Source organism: Enterococcus sp. B2E4 (genome assembly GCF_030499455.1).
Lineage (GTDB): Bacteria > Bacillota > Bacilli > Lactobacillales > Enterococcaceae > Enterococcus_D > Enterococcus_D casseliflavus.
This window is the reverse complement of the sequence record NZ_JAUKPK010000005.1, coordinates 265257-281416: the sequence shown is the minus strand read 5'-3', so window position 1 is coordinate 281416 and position 16160 is coordinate 265257. Positions and strand designations below refer to the sequence as shown.

Sequence of the window (16160 nt, the reverse complement as noted above, 5' to 3'; positions counted from 1 at the left end):
AGCAGTGAGGATCTTACCAACGATAGTGAGCAAATGCGCGGTTGGCTTCCGCCATTTTGTGTGTGTCTTCGCGTTTTTTCACAGAAGCACCAGTGTTGTTTGCTGCATCCATGATTTCTTTTGCAAGACGTTCTTCCATTGTGTGTTCGCCACGCAAACGAGCGTAGTTTACCACCCAACGAAGACCTAGAGTTGTACGACGTTCAGGACGTACTTCTACTGGTACTTGGTAGTTAGAACCACCGACACGGCGAGCTTTAACTTCCAATACAGGCATAATGTTTTTCATTGCTTGTTCGAAAACTTCCAATGGATCATTTCCTGTAGATTCTTTGATAATGCCAAAAGCATTGTAGATAATATTTGCAGCAACACCGCGTTTACCATCAACCATTACACGGTTGATCAAACGAGTTACTAATTTTGAGTTATAAATAGGATCTGGTAAAACATCACGTTTTGCAACAGGACCTTTACGAGGCATCCGTAACTCCTCCTTCCGAGATATCAGTTCTGATTTAAATAAGATTCATTTGATCTGTTTGTCTTAAAGATTAAGCTTTAGGACGTTTTGTACCATATTTAGAACGAGATTGTTTACGATCGTTAACACCGGCAGTATCCAATGCACCACGAACGATATGGTAACGTACCCCTGGTAAGTCTTTTACACGTCCACCACGTAACAAGACCACGCTGTGTTCTTGTAAGTTGTGTCCGATACCTGGAATATAAGCTGTCACTTCAATCAAGTTTGACAAACGAACACGCGCATATTTACGTAGAGCTGAGTTCGGTTTTTTCGGTGTCATAGTTCCCACACGAGTAGCTACCCCACGCTTTTGAGGTGAGTTAACATTCGTTTGAGCTTTCTTGAAACTGTTATATCCTTTGTTCAATGCTGGTGAATTTGATTTTTCAACCTTGGATTTACGAGGTTTACGTACTAATTGATTAATTGTAGGCATCCCTAGTTGTCCTCCTTCCTTGATTCGCTTTATAGTCCCACACATCCAGGTGGTTCTTTTTTTGCGATAAAAAATAATGCATTCTCTGCATTCATATCAACTATGCTTTGATAGACAGTCAGCACGTCTCCAACGAGAGACCTGTAGATAAAGCACCTTTGATAGAATATCATGCTTATTCTTACCTGTCAAGTATCCTCCTAAGCTTTTTTCAAAAGAAATCTGTTACGAAAAAATCCGCAAATTTTGCGCTTCTTCCTATATAATAGAGACAAAGCATTTATTTAAAAAAGGCGGGAAGAAAATGAACCTAAAAGAAATGGTCGGCATTGAAGCGGCTAGTTATGTAAAAGATGGCATGGTGGTTGGCTTGGGCACTGGCTCAACAGCCTACTACATGATTGAAGAACTGGGTCGACGTGTAAAAGAAGAAGGTCTATCGATCACGGGTGTCCCAACTTCTTGGGCATCGAAAAAACAAGCAGAAGGATTAGGTATCCCGATTCGCACCATCGATGAAGTGGACGCTGTGGATCTAACGATCGACGGTGCAGATGAGATCAGCAAGGATTATCATGGCATCAAAGGCGGCGGTGCAGCCCTTTTATTCGAAAAAATCGTGGCGTCTAACTCAAAAAAAGTCTTGTGGATCGTTGATGAATCGAAAATGGTCGAAACACTTGGTGCCTTCCCGTTGCCAGTGGAAGTGATCCCTTATGGCAGCCAACAGCTGCTGCGTCTGTTCGAGAAGAAAAACTACCATCCAAAACTGCGTCTGAATGAAGAAGGCGAACCGTTAAAAACCGATTGCAGCAATTACATCATCGATCTTCATCTAGAAACGATCACCGCTCCTACTGAGTTGGCACAGGAATTAGATGCTACAGTGGGCGTGGTTGAACACGGTCTGTTTTTGGATATGGTCCATACGATCATTGTCGGATTGCCTGAAGGCCCGAGTACCAAGCACGTTAGATAAAGGAAACAAAAAAAGAGGAGCGATAATGCTTCTCTTTTTTTCGTTATTTTTCTTCAATCGACTTAATTTTTATTATTTTTTGTGCAAATTACCCTATCATTTAAGAAATAATTATGATACATTCAATAAAAAGGGAAAGGTAGGAGGGTTTATGAAAATCATAGGCTATGCTCGTTCAACGATCACCGACAACTCAACAAGTGAACAATTAAACAAGCTCGAAGAATTTGGGTGTCATGAATTTTTCCATGAGACATTTAGCGTGGAAGAAAGTGAAGAAAATCATTCATTGGAGTCAGTGGTGGCACAAATGCAGCCCGGCGACACCTTAGTCGTTACGGAACTGCATCGTTTAGGGAAAACCACCAGACAACTGACCGATCTCACTGATCTATTAAAACAGCGAGAGCTTCATCTGGTTTCACTGGCAGAACAAATCGATACCCGCGGTCCGATGGGACAGGTTTACTTCAATTTAATGGAAGGACTTGCGATCATGGAACGCTCACTCATCAAAGAGCGCACGCTGGTCGGCTTAAATAAAGCCCGCAAAAAAGGCAAAATTGGTGGTCGTCCAAAAATCGATCCGAAAACGATCAAAAAAATCCGTCAATTGTACTACGAGAAAAAAGAAACGATTCAATATATTTCTGAAAAATGCGGTGTTTCTGTAGGTACATGCTATAAATACATAAAATTATCCGAAGAAGAATGGAACAAGTTACGTTCATAGTTGTCGACTCCCCCTAGAACAGCATGAAACAAAAGCGGTCCTCTTTTTAATGATCCCCTTTTGTTTTTCCTTAAGAATGGCGTTTTCCCCCAGCTTTTCCTCCAAAACCATGGAAATTCTTTGAGAAAGAGTGTACAATAAATACGGAATTGAAAATTTCAGAAAAATATCGAATATCTAAAGGAGAGTTTTACATGCCAAAATTAGTATTTTCTCGTCATGGACTAAGCGAATGGAACAAATTAAACCAGTTTACCGGTTGGGCTGATGTTGATCTAGCGCCAGAAGGTGTCGAAGAAGCAATCGAAGGCGGACGTAAAATCAAAGAAGCAGGCATCGAATTTGACGTTGCTTACACATCTGTTTTAACTCGTGCCATCAAAACTTGTAATTACATTTTAGAATATTCTGATCAACTTTGGGTACCAACGATCAAATCATGGCGCTTAAACGAACGTCATTACGGTAAATTACAAGGTTTAAATAAAAAAGAAACTGCTGAAAAATACGGTGACGAACAAGTACACATCTGGCGTCGTTCTTACGATGTTTTACCTCCATTGATGGAAGCTTCAGATGAAGGTTCTGCTGCAAACGACCGTCGTTATGCAATGCTTGACCCTCGCGACGTACCTGGTGGAGAAAACTTAAAAGTTACTTTAGAACGTGCATTGCCTTTCTGGCAAGATGAAATCGCCCCAGCATTAAAAGACGACAAAACTGTCTTAGTTGCGGCTCACGGAAACTCTCTACGTGCATTAGCAAAACATATCGAAGGTATTTCTGACGAAGATATCATGGATCTTGAGATCCCAACTGGTCAACCACTTGTTTATGAATTGAACGATGATTTGACTGTTGCGAAAAAATACTACTTATAAGCCTCGCTTATCGCTGCCCTTTTTTAAAAAAGGGCAGTTTTTTTATTGGCATTTCCTCCCCCCTCTTTTATAATTGAGGGCGTACTCGAAAGGAGCTTATTATGAAACTAGTCAAAAATGATACCGTTTTATTTTTAGGTGACAGCATCACAGATTGCGATCGTGATCGCCAAGATCCCCACGATTTAGGACATGGGTTTGCCCGTCTCGTTGCCGATCAGCTGGCAGAAACATTCCCCACTGCAGGATTTACCTTTTATAATCGGGGGATCGGCGGCAACAAAGCTGCCGACGTCTTAGCCCGTCTCCAAGAAGATTGCCTTCAATTAGCACCTGACGTCTTGATCTTTATGATTGGGATCAACGACACGTGGCACAATGCCGGTGGTCCCAATTTTGGTTCAGAAGAGGCCGCAACGTCCTTTGAGGCAACCTACCGTCAAATTCTGGAACAAGTGACCCAACAGGGGATCACGCGTATTTTCTTGCTGGAACCTTTTGTTTTGACATATCCTGAGGATCGCCAAACTTGGCGGATCGATCTTGATCCGAAAATCCAAATCGTTCGTCGCTTAGCTGCCGCCTTTCATTGTCAGCTGCTGCCGCTGGATGGCTTATTTGCCGAAGCTGCCGTTGCTAGCTCCCCGCAGGCACTGACAGGCGATGACGGTGTGCACCCCACTCCTGCTGGACACGCCTTGATTGCAGATCAGCTAATGGCCCGTTTGGCTTTTTCTTCTGAAGGGTAAATAAACAGACCGCTCCGCGACAACCAAGTCGCAGGAACGGTCTTTTTTATGATTAAAGATAGGTTGAAGGAGTCAAGGAATCTTGGTAGATTGCGATCACGTCTTCTTCTTGCAGCGGTACATACGCATTTGTTGCAATAGAGCTGAATTGAACTGCTTGAGCCGCCATTTCAGCAAAATGGGTGTCATCGGCGATCCCTACTTCTGGCAAAGTCATTGGAATATCGCAAGAAGCAAAAAAGTCATACAGTTTTTGAATCCCCATTCGGGCAGCTAATTCTGGCACTGCTTCTTGGACACCAAAGACTTCTCTGGCAAACCGCGCAAATTTCGGCGCCGTTTCTTCATTCAATACATGAAGCATCCAGCGTGGGGTCAGGATCGCTAAGCCGATGCCATGGGTAATGTCATAAAACGCACTCAACTCATGCTCCATCGCATGACAAGACCAAGCACCACCCTTGCCACTTCCAGTCAAACCATTTAAGGCTAAGGTGCTCGCCCACATCAAATTCGCCCGTGCATCATAGTCTGTGGGGGCATTTAATGCGATGGGCAGATTTTTAATGACTGCTTTTAGCAATCCTTCTGCTACACCGTCTTGGACATCTGTTCCTTCTGTTTTACTGAAATAATTTTCAATCAGATGGCTCATGATATCCGCTGAACCGGCAGCCGTTTGATAGCGACTGACACTAAAGGTCGTTGTTGGATCTAAAAAAGATACTTTCGGTAAAAATTCGGGTCCGTGCACACCAAGTTTTTGTTTCGTTTCTAGATTAGAGATCACCGCGCCGCGATTCATTTCACTGCCAGTAGCCGCAAGGGTCAAGATCGTTACTAATGGAATCGCTGGTCCTTGATAGCTTCTGGAAAGAACTAAGTCCCAAGGCTCTTGCTCACTGCAAGCCGCCCCAGCGATCACTTTGCTGCAATCAATTACAGAACCGCCGCCAACAGCTAAAATGACGTCGATCGTTTCTGAACGACAAAGAGCGGCTCCTTGACGAACGGTTTCGATTCGTGGATTTGGATCGACACCAGTCAATTCAGTGACTTGATTGCCGTTGGCAGTCAATTGCGCCATGACTGCATCGTACAAACCGTTTTTCTTGATACTGCCGCCACCATAGACTAGCAAGACGTTTTTTCCAAATGTATTCAGTACTTCTGGCAGCTCGTTCAGACGGTCTTTCCCAAAACGAATGTCCGTCGTTACATGAAACGTAAAATTATTCATTGTCTCGTCTCCTTTTACACCTTTTCTTTTCATTAAACCATTTTCTGGCAAAAGTGCAACGCTTCTTCGTGGCTTTTTGCCAACAAAAAAAGATAACACATTCTCGGTTGCATGCAAACCAATACGATTTGGCTGCTTGCTCTATCAAAAGCAAGCAGCCTTCGCATCGTTCATGCACCGATCCTGCGGTATCTTTTTTACGCGATCGCTGTTTCTAAGCCAACTTTGATCATGTCGTTAAATGTCGTTTGTCTTTCTTCTGGCGTTGTTTCTTCTCCAGTGATGATGTGGTCGCTGACGGTACAGATCGCTAAGGTTTGAACGTGGAATTTCGCCCCTAAATAGTATAAGGCTGCGGCTTCCATCTCAACACCCATCACCCCAAGGTCTGCCAACTGTAACGTTTCCGTCATGTCATCTTTGTAGAAGGTATCTTCAGATAAGATGTTACCGACGTGAGTCGTAAATCCTGATTCAATCGCTGTATCATAGGCTTTACGCAACAGTGCAAAGTCAGCGATTGGTGGGAAATGGAAACTTTGGAAGTTTTTTGCTACCATCGATGAACTTGTTGCTGCCGCTTGGGCAATCACAAGATCACGCACGTGGACATCTTTTGAGATGGCACCACACGTACCGACCCGAATCAATTTCTTCACGCCGTAAGAGTTGATCAATTCATGGGCATAGATACTCGCTGAAGGCATGCCCATGCCGGTTCCTTGGACAGAGACCCGCTCGCCCTTATAAACGCCTGTATAGCCCAACATTCCCCGAACGTTGTTGTAACAGATCGGGTCTTCTAAAAATGTTTCAGCAATATATTTTGCCCGCAGTGGATCACCTGGTAACAAGATTTTGTCTGCGATCTCGCCTGCTTTTGCTTCGATATGAACGCTCATTCGTTTTTCTCCTTTGGTCTGCTTTTTATAGTACTGCTAACGTTTCTTTGATCAACGCTTTAAATTCTGCCTTGACCCGTTCCGTCGTTTCCACGACTTCTTCATGATTCAAGCTCGCTTGCATACCAGCAGCCAAGTTTGTGATACAAGAAACACCTAAGACTTTCAAGCCACTGTGAACAGCAACGATCACTTCCGGGACAGTCGACATACCGACAGCATCGGCGCCGATCGTCCGAGCAAAGCGGATCTCTGCTGGCGTTTCATACGTAGGACCTGAGAAGCCCATATAAACGCCTTCTTTTAAGTGCAATCCTTTTGATGCACCAACTTTTTGTGCCGCTTCCCGATAAGGCAAATGGTAGGCTTGGCTCATATCTGGGAAACGCGGACCCATTTCTTCTTCGTTTTCACCAATCAGTGGGTTGTCCCCCATAAAGTTGATTTGATCGGTGATCAACATCAAGTCTCCCGGCTGGAAGCTTTCGTTTACGCCGCCACAGGCATTGGTCACGACTAAAGAGTGAGCTTTCAATGCCGCCATCACACGGACGGGGTAAGTGACCGTCTGCATCGAATGGCCTTCATAATAATGGAATCGTCCTTGCATCGCTAAGACTTTTTTCCCAGCTAATGTTCCATAGACCAATTGTCCTGCATGACCAACCACTGTCGAAACAGGAAAATGCGGGATATCGTTGTAAGGCAACACGATTGGGTTTTCGATCTCATCGGCTAATTCACCTAAGCCAGATCCTAAAATCAACCCAAATTCCACTTCACCGACGCCGCTTTCTTGGATAAATGCCGTTGTTTCTTGTAATTTCTCATGTAACGTTGTCATTTCATCACCTCTAGTTTAAATGTTGTAAAAAGCTTGTTCCGTTTTCTGTAGCTGAAACACCAAAGTTTTCAGCGATCGTTGCGGAAATATCCGCATAGTAGCCTTGTGGCAATTTGCCTTGGCCTTGGAATTTCTTGCTGTACGCTAATAATGGCACATATTCTCTCGTGTGATCCGTTCCCGTAAAGGTTGGGTCATTGCCGTGGTCAGCTGTGATCAACAATAGATCCTCGTCTCCCATTGCTTCTAAAAGTTCTGGAATACGCAAATCAAAATCTTCAATGGCATGGGCATACCCTACAACATCGCGACGGTGACCATAAAGCGCATCGAAGTCGACCAAGTTCGTAAAGCTTAGACCCGTAAAGTCTTGTTTCATTACCTTCAGTAATTGATCCACACCGTCCATATTGCTCTTCGTCCGTACAGACTCGGTGATTCCTTGCCCGTTGAAGATATCATTGATCTTCCCAACGGCGATCACGTCTTTTCCAGCTTCTTTCAAGGAATCTAACACTGTATGGCCAAATGGATCGAGTGCGTAGTCATGACGATTGCTCGTACGAGTAAAGTTTCCAGGCTCACCGACATACGGACGCGCGATGATGCGGCCGATCATATATGGCTCATCTTTCGTGATATCCCGAACGTACTGACAAATACGATACAATTCTTCTAATGGAATGATTTCCTCATGCGCGGCGATCTGCAACACTGGGTCAGCCGAGGTGTAAACGATCAGATCACCTGTCTTCATTTGATGTTCGCCGAAATCATCAATGACTGCTGTCCCTGAGTACGGCGCATTGCAGACGATTTTACGTCCAGAGAACGCTTCGATCTGTTGCAACAATTCATCGGGAAACCCATCGGGAAATACGCGGAAAGGTTTTTGGATATTCAAGCCCATGATCTCCCAGTGCCCCGTCATCGTATCTTTCCCAACGGAAACTTCTTCCAATTTGGTTGCATACCCATCATGGTCAGCTACCGCCTTCACGCCTTCTAAAGGACGGATCGTCCCTAGGCCTAATTGTTCCAAGTGAGGGATCGTCAAGCCTGCTTCTTTTGCAATATGGCCTAACGTATCTGAACCGACATCACCAAAAGCTGCCGCATCAGGTGCTTCACCAATTCCGACTGAATCCATCACGATCAAGTGTACACGTTTAAACATTCTATTCCCTACTTTCTTTATTTTATGCTTTTACAAGCGGATCTACTACTTCTATCATACTAAACTTAAGCAAAAATTGCGCTGGGTTGCTTTGGAAATTTCCTGATGCGTTCCTTTCACCCAGAGGATAGAAAAAGGGCAGGACACAGCAACACATTCATGTCCCATAGCCCCACCCTTTCATACTGAAAAAATTATTTAGATTTAATGTAGTTCTTCCCGTTAGCTTTCGGACCAGCGGCTTTTCCAAGGAAAAGAACGAGCACGATGATCGTCAAGGCATAAGGCGCAGCTTGTAAGTAAACCGCTGGAATGGAAGAGATGATTGGCAGTTGGCCACCTACGATACTGATGTTTTGCGCAAAACCGAAGAAAATCGCAGCTCCCATTGCACCAAGTGGATTCCATTTACCAAAGATCATCGCAGCCATCGAGATAAATCCTTGACCGGCGATCGTTGTCACGGCAAAGCGACCCGCGATCGATTGAGCAAACAAGGCACCGCCCATCCCGCCAAGGAAACCAGAGATCAAGACACCTGAGTAGCGCATCACGTAAACATTGATCCCTAAGGTATCCGCTGCTTGTGGATGCTCACCGACAGAACGAAGACGCAACCCAAAGCGTGTTTTGAAAATCACGAACCACGCGATCACTGAGATCAAAATAGCGAAGTACGCCGGTAAGAATGTTTGATTAAAGAAAATCGGGCCAATGATAGGAATATCTTTAAGAATCGGGAAATTGAAATACCCCAATGTCCGTTGGATGTTATCCGTTTGCCCTTTGTTGTAGATCGCTTTGACTAAGAACACAGCCAAAGCTGGTGCCATCAAGTTCATCACCGTACCACTGATGATGTGGTCGGCACGGAAGTTGATGGTTGCCACCGCATGCAGCAAGGAGAAAAGCACACCGACAAGTCCGCCGACGAGCATCCCTAACCATGGTGTCCACGCACCAAATTGTGACGCAAATTCAATATTGAAAACAATCGAGCTAAAAGCACCCATAACCATGATTCCTTCAAGACCCACGTTAACGATCCCGCTGCGCTCTGAGAACACGCCACCTAGCGCCGTCAAAATCAGAGGAGACGCATAAATCAATGTTTGAGTGACGATCGAAGAAATTAAACTAATATCCATTAGATGGTTCCTCCTTCCTGATCTTGATCGTTTGGTTGGGCTTCAATCTCCTGTACGACCAGCGCTTCTTTTTTGCCGTCAAAGATTTTTGCTAACAAGAAACGAATCACAAAGCTGATCGCTACGAAGAAAATAATAATTGCGATATTGACATCGACTAATTCAGATGGAATACCTGCAAACTGCATGCCTTGTCCACCTAATTTCAAAATACTGAACAAGAGGGCTGAAAGCAAGATTCCGATCGATGAGCCGCTTCCTAACAAGGATACAGCCATACCGTCAAACCCGATGCTCAATGATGACCCTTGAACGAAGAAGTTTTCAAACGTTCCTAGTCCTTGAACGACTCCACCTAATCCAGCAAGCGTTCCAGAGATGATCATGGAGATAATGATCGTCCGTTTGCTGCTCATCCCCGCATATTCAGAAGCGCTTGGGTTCAAGCCCACCGCGCGGATTTCATAACCAAGAGTGGTTTTTTTCATCAAGAACCAAACCAAAACTAAGAAGATCAAGGCTAAGAAGATCCCTAAGTTCAAGCGAGAGTTGCTCGTGATGCTTGCTAGAAACGGCGTCTGCATGGAGGCATTTTCCCCCACCATTTTTGTGACCCCTTTTGTCGTGATCATGGATTCGCTCATCACATTATTGACTAAATGGTTCCCCGTATAAAGCAAGATATAGTTCATCATGATCGTCACGATGACTTCACTTGTTCCAAAGAATGCCCGTAGGAAACCAGGAATCGCAGCTGCGATCGCCCCGCATAAAGCCCCTACGATCACGGCTAATGGCAAGACCACCAACCGAGGCGCATCTGGCATCGCTAGTGCGACCCAGATACTGGCAACCCAACCTGCTAGCGCTTGACCAGAAAGACCGATATTGAAGAATCCGGCTGAGTTTGCAACGGCAAACCCCAGAGCGGTAAAGATCAATGGTCCTGCTGTAACAAAAATCTCACCAATGTTGCGGGCATTTAACCCACCTGTTTGTCCGTTGATAAAAACGGTCCGAAACATTTGTGTATACCCTGTGATCGGGCTATAGCCGAAGGCCGCCATGATGATCCCGCCAAGGACGAATCCCAACAAGACAGCGATGATCGGCACTAATATATTGCGGATCTTTTCTTTGCGGTTATTCAACCGAACCACCTACTTCCTCCATTTGCAGCTCTCGTCTTGCTTCCTCCAAGGAGTACCCTGCCATCAACAAGCCAAGCTCTTTCTCTGATGTTTCTTTCGGATCAACGACCCCAACGATCTCACCAGCATGAATAACAGCAATGCGGTCTGATACATTCAAAATTTCATCTAATTCAAAGCTGACTAACAATACCGCTTTGAACTTATCCCGCTGTTCAATCAAGCGTTTGTGGATAAATTCGATCGCTCCAACATCCAACCCACGGGTCGGATTGGCAACGATCAATAGATCAGGATCGCGGCTGATTTCTCGTGCGATGATCGCTTTTTGTTGATTCCCGCCGGACAATGCCCGTGCTGGTACGATCTCGTTAACTGTTCGTACGTCAAATTCTTGAATCAAGTCACGAGCAAACTCATTGATCTCTCCGTAATCCAAGACACCTGCATTACTCAAAGGTTTTTTGTAGTAGGTTTGCAAGGCGATGTTTTCTGATAACATCATATCCAAGACAAGTCCGTATTTGTGGCGGTCTTCTGGCACATGACCAACGCCGGCTTCGGTGACTTTCCGAGGCTTGAAGTTAGTGATGTCATCACCATTCAGCAAGACCTTGCCGCTTTCGACTTTCCGTAAACCAGTGATGGCTTGTAACAGCTCTGATTGCCCATTGCCATCGATCCCAGCAATCCCCAATACTTCACCTGCACGTACTTCTAAGCTTAAGTTTTTGACTGCTTCTAAGCCACGGTTTTCTTTTACAACTAAGTTTTCAACAGAAAGCACGACTTCTTTTGGTGACGCTTCTTTCTTCGGTGTCTTGAAGGACACAGAACGACCAACCATCATATCGGCCAACTGTTGCGAGCTGACGTCTTTGACATTGACAGTGCCGATCCCTTGTCCCCGACGGATAACTGTACAACGGTCTGCCACCGCTTTGATCTCATCCAGTTTGTGGGTGATCAAGATGATCGATTTGCCTTCACGCACCAATCCGCGCATGATTTCGATCAGCTCTTCGATTTCTTGCGGTGTCAAAACTGCCGTTGGTTCATCAAAAATCAGTACATCTGCGCCGCGGTAAAGAGTCTTCAAGATCTCTACCCGTTGCTCCATCCCGACAGAGATGTCACGCACATAAGCATCTGGATCAACCGATAAACCATATTGTTCAGAAACTTTTTTGATTTCTTTGCGGGCTTTCTTGCGATCTAACACACCGAGATGATGTGGTTCGCTCCCCAAAATGATATTTTCTGTTACAGTAAAGGCGTCTACCAGCATGAAATGCTGATGCACCATCCCGATCCCCAATTTGTTTGCTGCGGTCGGACTCGTGATATTCACTTTTTCACCATTCATCCAGATTTCACCAGATGTTGGTTCCAATAATCCTGACAGCATATTCATCAAGGTCGACTTGCCCGCTCCATTTTCACCAAGCAATGCGTGGATTTCTCCTGGCCTTACTTGCAAGTTGACATCGTCATTGGCTTTGAACGTTCCAAACTCTTTGGTGATATGACGCATTTCTACAACATATTTTTCCTCAGCCAAATTACTCACATCCTTACTTTCTAATTCGCTTATACAAACCATTCGTCATGTCAAAAAAATAATTGCTATTGCTTAGGATGATTACTATCCTCATGAAAACCCGTTGCTTTCATCAACATAGTAATCCAACAACGATCATCTTGCCCTAAACTAGGGCAAGATAACCGAAAAAACAACTTTATTTTTCAGGTGTTTCTGGTACTTCTACTTTGCCGTCGATCACGTCTTGTTTCGCTGTTTCGATCGCTGCTTTGGCATCATCTGAAAGGAATCCTTCAGTAATGTCTACACCGCCATCTTTCAAGCCGTAAACAATATGTTCGCCGCCAGGGAAGTTGTCTTCTAACGCACGAGTTGAGATATCTTGTACCGCTGCGCCAACACCTTTCAATGTTGAAGCCAATGTGAAGTTATCTTCTTTGCCGTCAGCAGTTGTGTATTTTCCTTCGTCTTGTTGATCGCTATCTACACCGATGACCCAAACTTTTTTATCTTCTAGGTCTGCTTCGTTCAATTGTTCATTGATTGCTTTTGCTTCTTGGAAGACACCTGCACCAGTACCACCAGATGCGTGGAAGATTACGTCAACGCCACTTTGGTACATTGAAGCTGCCAATGCTTTCCCTTTAGCAGGATCACCAAATGATGCTGCATATTGAGGATCAACCGTGATTTCTTTGCCTAATTTTTCAGCTGCGTCTTGAACGCCCTTCGTGAAACCAGCTTCGAAACGGTCGATAACGACGCCTTCTTCACCACCGATGAAGCCGACTTTGTTTGTTTTGGTTGTATATGCTGCGGCAAAACCAGCTAAGTAAGCTGCTTCGTTATCTTTAAATGTTGCTGAAACAACGTTGTCTTTGCCTTCGATCACATCATCGATGATCCCGAATTGTGTATCAGGGTTTTGGTCAGCTGCTGCTGCGATTGAATCTTTCAATAAGTAACCCACACCGAAAATCGTTTTGAAACCATTTTGAACGGCACCATTTACGTTGGTTGTGTATTCTGAAGCTTCATTTGATTGCACGTAGTCATAACCACCAGCACCGCGAGCGATCCCGTGTTCTTTCCCCCATGCTTCTAAGCCTTCCCATGCGGATTGGTTGAATGAACGGTCATCTACCCCGCCGATGTCGGTAACGATTGCGACACTATGCGCTGCATCAGTCGTACCGTCTGCAGAACCGCCGCCAGTTGAATCAGTTGAACCTGAATTTCCTCCGCCACAAGCACCAAGTAAAGTCAACCCAGCTACTGCAACAATACCGAAACTAAATAATTTTGCTTTTTTCATTGCTGTAAAGCCCCCTAAAAATATAGTTTTTTTTCAACAGCCGCATCGACTGAATGAACATGGTTTATAAATCTTTGTTCGTGAAGTAATAAGGCAATAGGCCTTCTACCGTGGTTTCTTTGATGACACCATCATCGCCGACTAAGGTCACCGGCATATCTGGTGCACAAAATTCCACCATGACCTGGCGGCAAGCACCGCAAGGAGAGATCGGTTCTGGCGTATGACCCGCCACAACCAAATGTTGAAACTCTTTTTCGCCTTCAGAAACGGCTTTGAAAAAAGCGGTTCGTTCTGCGCAATTTGTTAAGCCATATGAGGCATTTTCAATGTTGATCCCTTGATATATCGTACCATTTTTGGCAACGAGACAAGCACCGACCGGAAACTTAGAGTACGGCACATACGCTTTATCTAAGGCGGAAACGGCGGTGTCGATCCACTCTTTTTTCGCTATTGTCATTGTCTTCCCCGCTCTTATTTTTATTTTTTGCTACTTTACTTAATAATGCTAAGCTTAGTAGCCAGCACCTGTTGAGCCAGTCACGATAGCAACACTTGCGCTTGTTCCTAAGCGGTTTGCGCCCGCTTCGACCATAGCTGCAGCTTCTGCTTCGTTGTGGATGCCTCCAGAAGCTTTGACACCCATTTCTGGTCCTACTGTTTCACGCATCAAGCGAACATCTTCAACGACTGCCCCACCAGTTGAAAAGCCAGTTGAGGTTTTCACGAAATCTGCACCAGCTGCTTTGGCTAATTCACAAGCCTTGACGATTTCTTCGTTGTCTAATAACGCTGTTTCAATGATTACTTTGACAAGCGCTTTGTCTTTGGCTGCTTCAACGACTGCTTCGATGTCTGCTTGAACTTTTTTGTATTGTTTTGATTTCAAGGCACCTACGTTGATTACCATATCGACTTCATCTGCGCCGTTTTTGATCGCATCTGTTGTTTCATAAGCTTTGACCTCAGATGTGTTTGCCCCTAAAGGAAAACCGATCACGGTACAAACAGCCGTTGGTTCGCCTTGTAATTTTTCTGCTGCTAATGAAACCCACGTTGGATTGATGCAGACAGAATAGAAGTGATAGGTTTTTGCCTCTTCGATGATTCGTAAAACATCTTCCTCCGTTGCGTCTGCTTTCAAAATCGTGTGGTCGATCATGCGATTCAATTCCATTTTTATTCGCTCCTTATTCTGTAATAATGTCATGGATCAATGGCGGTTCTGCGCCATCTTCCCCAATTTCAATATTTTGGTCGATCAATGCTTTGACATCCTCGATTGCTTCGGTATTGCTATAGATCGTCAATAGCGATTCCCCTTTGCTTACGGATTCGCCAACTTTCTTATGCAATTTGATGCCCACGGCATGGTCGATGTCTTCATCTTTGGTCTTACGACCTGCCCCTAACATCATCGCCGCGATCCCTAGCTCATTGGCAACTAATTTCGTCACCACGCCGCTAGTTTTCGCTGGGACTTCCACTTCATATTTCGCTGTCAAAATCTTGCTCGGGTCATCGATCACTGTAGCGTCTCCGCCTTGGTCTGTGATCATCTGTCTGAATTTTTCTAACGCTTTGCCTGAATGCAGGGCTTCTTCCAACAGTTGGCGTGCTTCTTCCAATGAATCAGCTTTTTTCGCTAAAACGATCATTTGGCTGCCCAGTGCATAGCACATTTCTTCCAAGTCTTTCGGTCCTTTTCCTTGCAGTGTCTCAATGGCTTCCACCACTTCCAAACTATTGCCGATCGCTTCCCCTAAAGGTTGTGACATATCAGAAATGACTGCCATCGTTTGGCGATTTGCCAATTTTCCGATGCGGACCATCGTTTGGGCTAAGCGTTTGGCATCCTCCAAGTTTTTCATAAAGGCGCCATCGCCTGTGGTTACATCTAACACGATCGCATCGGCACCTGCCGCGATTTTTTTACTCATGATCGAGCTGGCAATCAATGGGATCGAACTAACCGTTGCCGTCACATCTCGTAAGGCATACAGTTTTTTGTCCGCAGGAGCTAAATCTCCTGATTGACCGATCACGGCCACTTTGCTTTCGTTAACTAATCGGATAAAGTCAGCTTCAGAAAGCTCGATTTTAAATCCAGGAATCGCTTCAAGCTTGTCTAACGTCCCACCGGTATAGCCTAAGCCGCGCCCAGACATTTTCGCAACCGGTACGCCAACACTAGCCACTAATGGCGCTAAGATCAATGTGGTCGTATCACCAACACCACCGGTCGAATGCTTATCGACTTTGATTCCTTCAATTGAAGATAGGTCGATCACTTCACCAGAATTTGCCATTGCTAGCGTTAAGTTCGTGATCTCTTCATCTGTCATATCTACATAAAAAATAGCCATCAACAAGGCACTCATTTGATAATCTGGAATACTTCCTTCAGTATACGCAGTTACAATGTAGTCAATTTCTTCCTTCGTCAATGACTTGCCGTCACGTTTCTTTTCAATTAAATCCACCATTCGCATCGAAATGACCCTCGCTTCCTTTAACATTATACAAT

General features: G+C 44.8%; 17 protein-coding genes. 4 read left to right on the top strand and 13 right to left on the bottom strand.

Features of this window, described 5'->3' with window-relative positions; translation table 11 throughout:
* Positions 1-13: 13 nt before the first annotated feature.
* Positions 14-484, bottom strand: coding sequence for a 30S ribosomal protein S7 (rpsG, locus tag Q1X33_RS05365; protein ID WP_003127957.1), 471 nt, complete (start codon positions 482-484; stop codon positions 14-16).
* A 70-nt stretch (positions 485-554) separates the two neighbouring features.
* On the bottom strand, positions 555-968 hold the full coding sequence (gene rpsL, locus Q1X33_RS05360) for a 30S ribosomal protein S12 (protein WP_003127956.1): 414 nt from the start codon (positions 966-968) through the stop codon (positions 555-557).
* A 304-nt stretch (positions 969-1272) separates the two neighbouring features.
* Here rpsL and rpiA point away from each other — a divergent pair, with 304 nt between their 5' ends.
* The 4 genes from rpiA to Q1X33_RS05340 all read left to right on the top strand — a co-directional run bounded on the left by rpiA (position 1273) and on the right by Q1X33_RS05340 (position 4310).
* On the top strand, positions 1273-1947 hold the full coding sequence (rpiA, locus tag Q1X33_RS05355; protein WP_005226875.1) for a ribose-5-phosphate isomerase RpiA: 675 nt from the start codon (positions 1273-1275) through the stop codon (positions 1945-1947).
* A 151-nt stretch (positions 1948-2098) separates the two neighbouring features.
* Complete coding sequence (locus tag Q1X33_RS05350) at positions 2099-2680, top strand: recombinase family protein (RefSeq protein WP_005226873.1); 582 nt, start codon at positions 2099-2101, stop codon at positions 2678-2680.
* 194 nt (positions 2681-2874) lie between these two features.
* The gene (gpmA, locus tag Q1X33_RS05345; protein ID WP_005226871.1) at positions 2875-3561 is read left to right on the top strand and encodes a 2,3-diphosphoglycerate-dependent phosphoglycerate mutase; all 687 of its coding nucleotides are present in this window, start codon (positions 2875-2877) and stop codon (positions 3559-3561) included.
* 101 nt (positions 3562-3662) lie between these two features.
* On the top strand, positions 3663-4310 hold the full coding sequence (locus Q1X33_RS05340) for an SGNH/GDSL hydrolase family protein (protein ID WP_005226862.1): 648 nt from the start codon (positions 3663-3665) through the stop codon (positions 4308-4310).
* A 52-nt stretch (positions 4311-4362) separates the two neighbouring features.
* On the opposite strand, the gene Q1X33_RS05335 is transcribed toward Q1X33_RS05340, so the two are convergent.
* The 11 genes from Q1X33_RS05335 to Q1X33_RS05285 all read right to left on the bottom strand — a co-directional run bounded on the left by Q1X33_RS05335 (position 4363) and on the right by Q1X33_RS05285 (position 16125).
* Positions 4363-5550 carry an iron-containing alcohol dehydrogenase gene (locus Q1X33_RS05335; protein WP_005226860.1) on the bottom strand — a complete coding sequence of 396 codons (1188 nt, stop codon included), beginning with the start codon at positions 5548-5550 and terminating at the stop codon, positions 4363-4365.
* 197 nt (positions 5551-5747) lie between these two features.
* Positions 5748-6452: a purine-nucleoside phosphorylase gene (deoD, locus tag Q1X33_RS05330; RefSeq protein ID WP_005226852.1), complete on the bottom strand. Its 705-nt coding sequence runs from the start codon at positions 6450-6452 to the stop codon at positions 5748-5750.
* 25 nt (positions 6453-6477) lie between these two features.
* A complete protein-coding gene (locus Q1X33_RS05325; protein ID WP_005226849.1) occupies positions 6478-7296 on the bottom strand; it encodes a purine-nucleoside phosphorylase in 819 nt (272 codons plus the stop codon).
* 10 nt (positions 7297-7306) lie between these two features.
* A complete protein-coding gene (gene deoB, locus Q1X33_RS05320; RefSeq protein WP_005226847.1) occupies positions 7307-8473 on the bottom strand; it encodes a phosphopentomutase in 1167 nt (388 codons plus the stop codon).
* 194 nt (positions 8474-8667) lie between these two features.
* Entirely contained in the window at positions 8668-9621 is a 954-nt protein-coding gene (locus Q1X33_RS05315; protein WP_005226846.1) for an ABC transporter permease, read from the bottom strand.
* Entirely contained in the window at positions 9621-10772 is a 1152-nt protein-coding gene (locus tag Q1X33_RS05310) for an ABC transporter permease (RefSeq protein WP_005226844.1), read from the bottom strand. Before Q1X33_RS05310 ends, Q1X33_RS05315 begins: the two co-directional genes overlap by 1 nt.
* Positions 10765-12333: an ABC transporter ATP-binding protein gene (locus tag Q1X33_RS05305; protein ID WP_005226842.1), complete on the bottom strand. Its 1569-nt coding sequence runs from the start codon at positions 12331-12333 to the stop codon at positions 10765-10767. The genes Q1X33_RS05310 and Q1X33_RS05305 overlap by 8 nt, the downstream gene beginning before the upstream one ends.
* Before the next feature lie 178 nt (positions 12334-12511).
* Positions 12512-13630, bottom strand: coding sequence for a BMP family protein (locus tag Q1X33_RS05300; protein WP_016609144.1), 1119 nt, complete (start codon positions 13628-13630; stop codon positions 12512-12514).
* A gap of 64 nt (positions 13631-13694) precedes the next feature.
* Complete coding sequence (locus Q1X33_RS05295) at positions 13695-14093, bottom strand: cytidine deaminase (protein WP_005226837.1); 399 nt, start codon at positions 14091-14093, stop codon at positions 13695-13697.
* A 54-nt stretch (positions 14094-14147) separates the two neighbouring features.
* Complete coding sequence (gene deoC, locus Q1X33_RS05290; RefSeq protein ID WP_005226835.1) at positions 14148-14810, bottom strand: deoxyribose-phosphate aldolase; 663 nt, start codon at positions 14808-14810, stop codon at positions 14148-14150.
* A gap of 13 nt (positions 14811-14823) precedes the next feature.
* Positions 14824-16125: a pyrimidine-nucleoside phosphorylase gene (locus tag Q1X33_RS05285; RefSeq protein ID WP_301969574.1), complete on the bottom strand. Its 1302-nt coding sequence runs from the start codon at positions 16123-16125 to the stop codon at positions 14824-14826.
* Positions 16126-16160 lie beyond the last annotated feature (35 nt).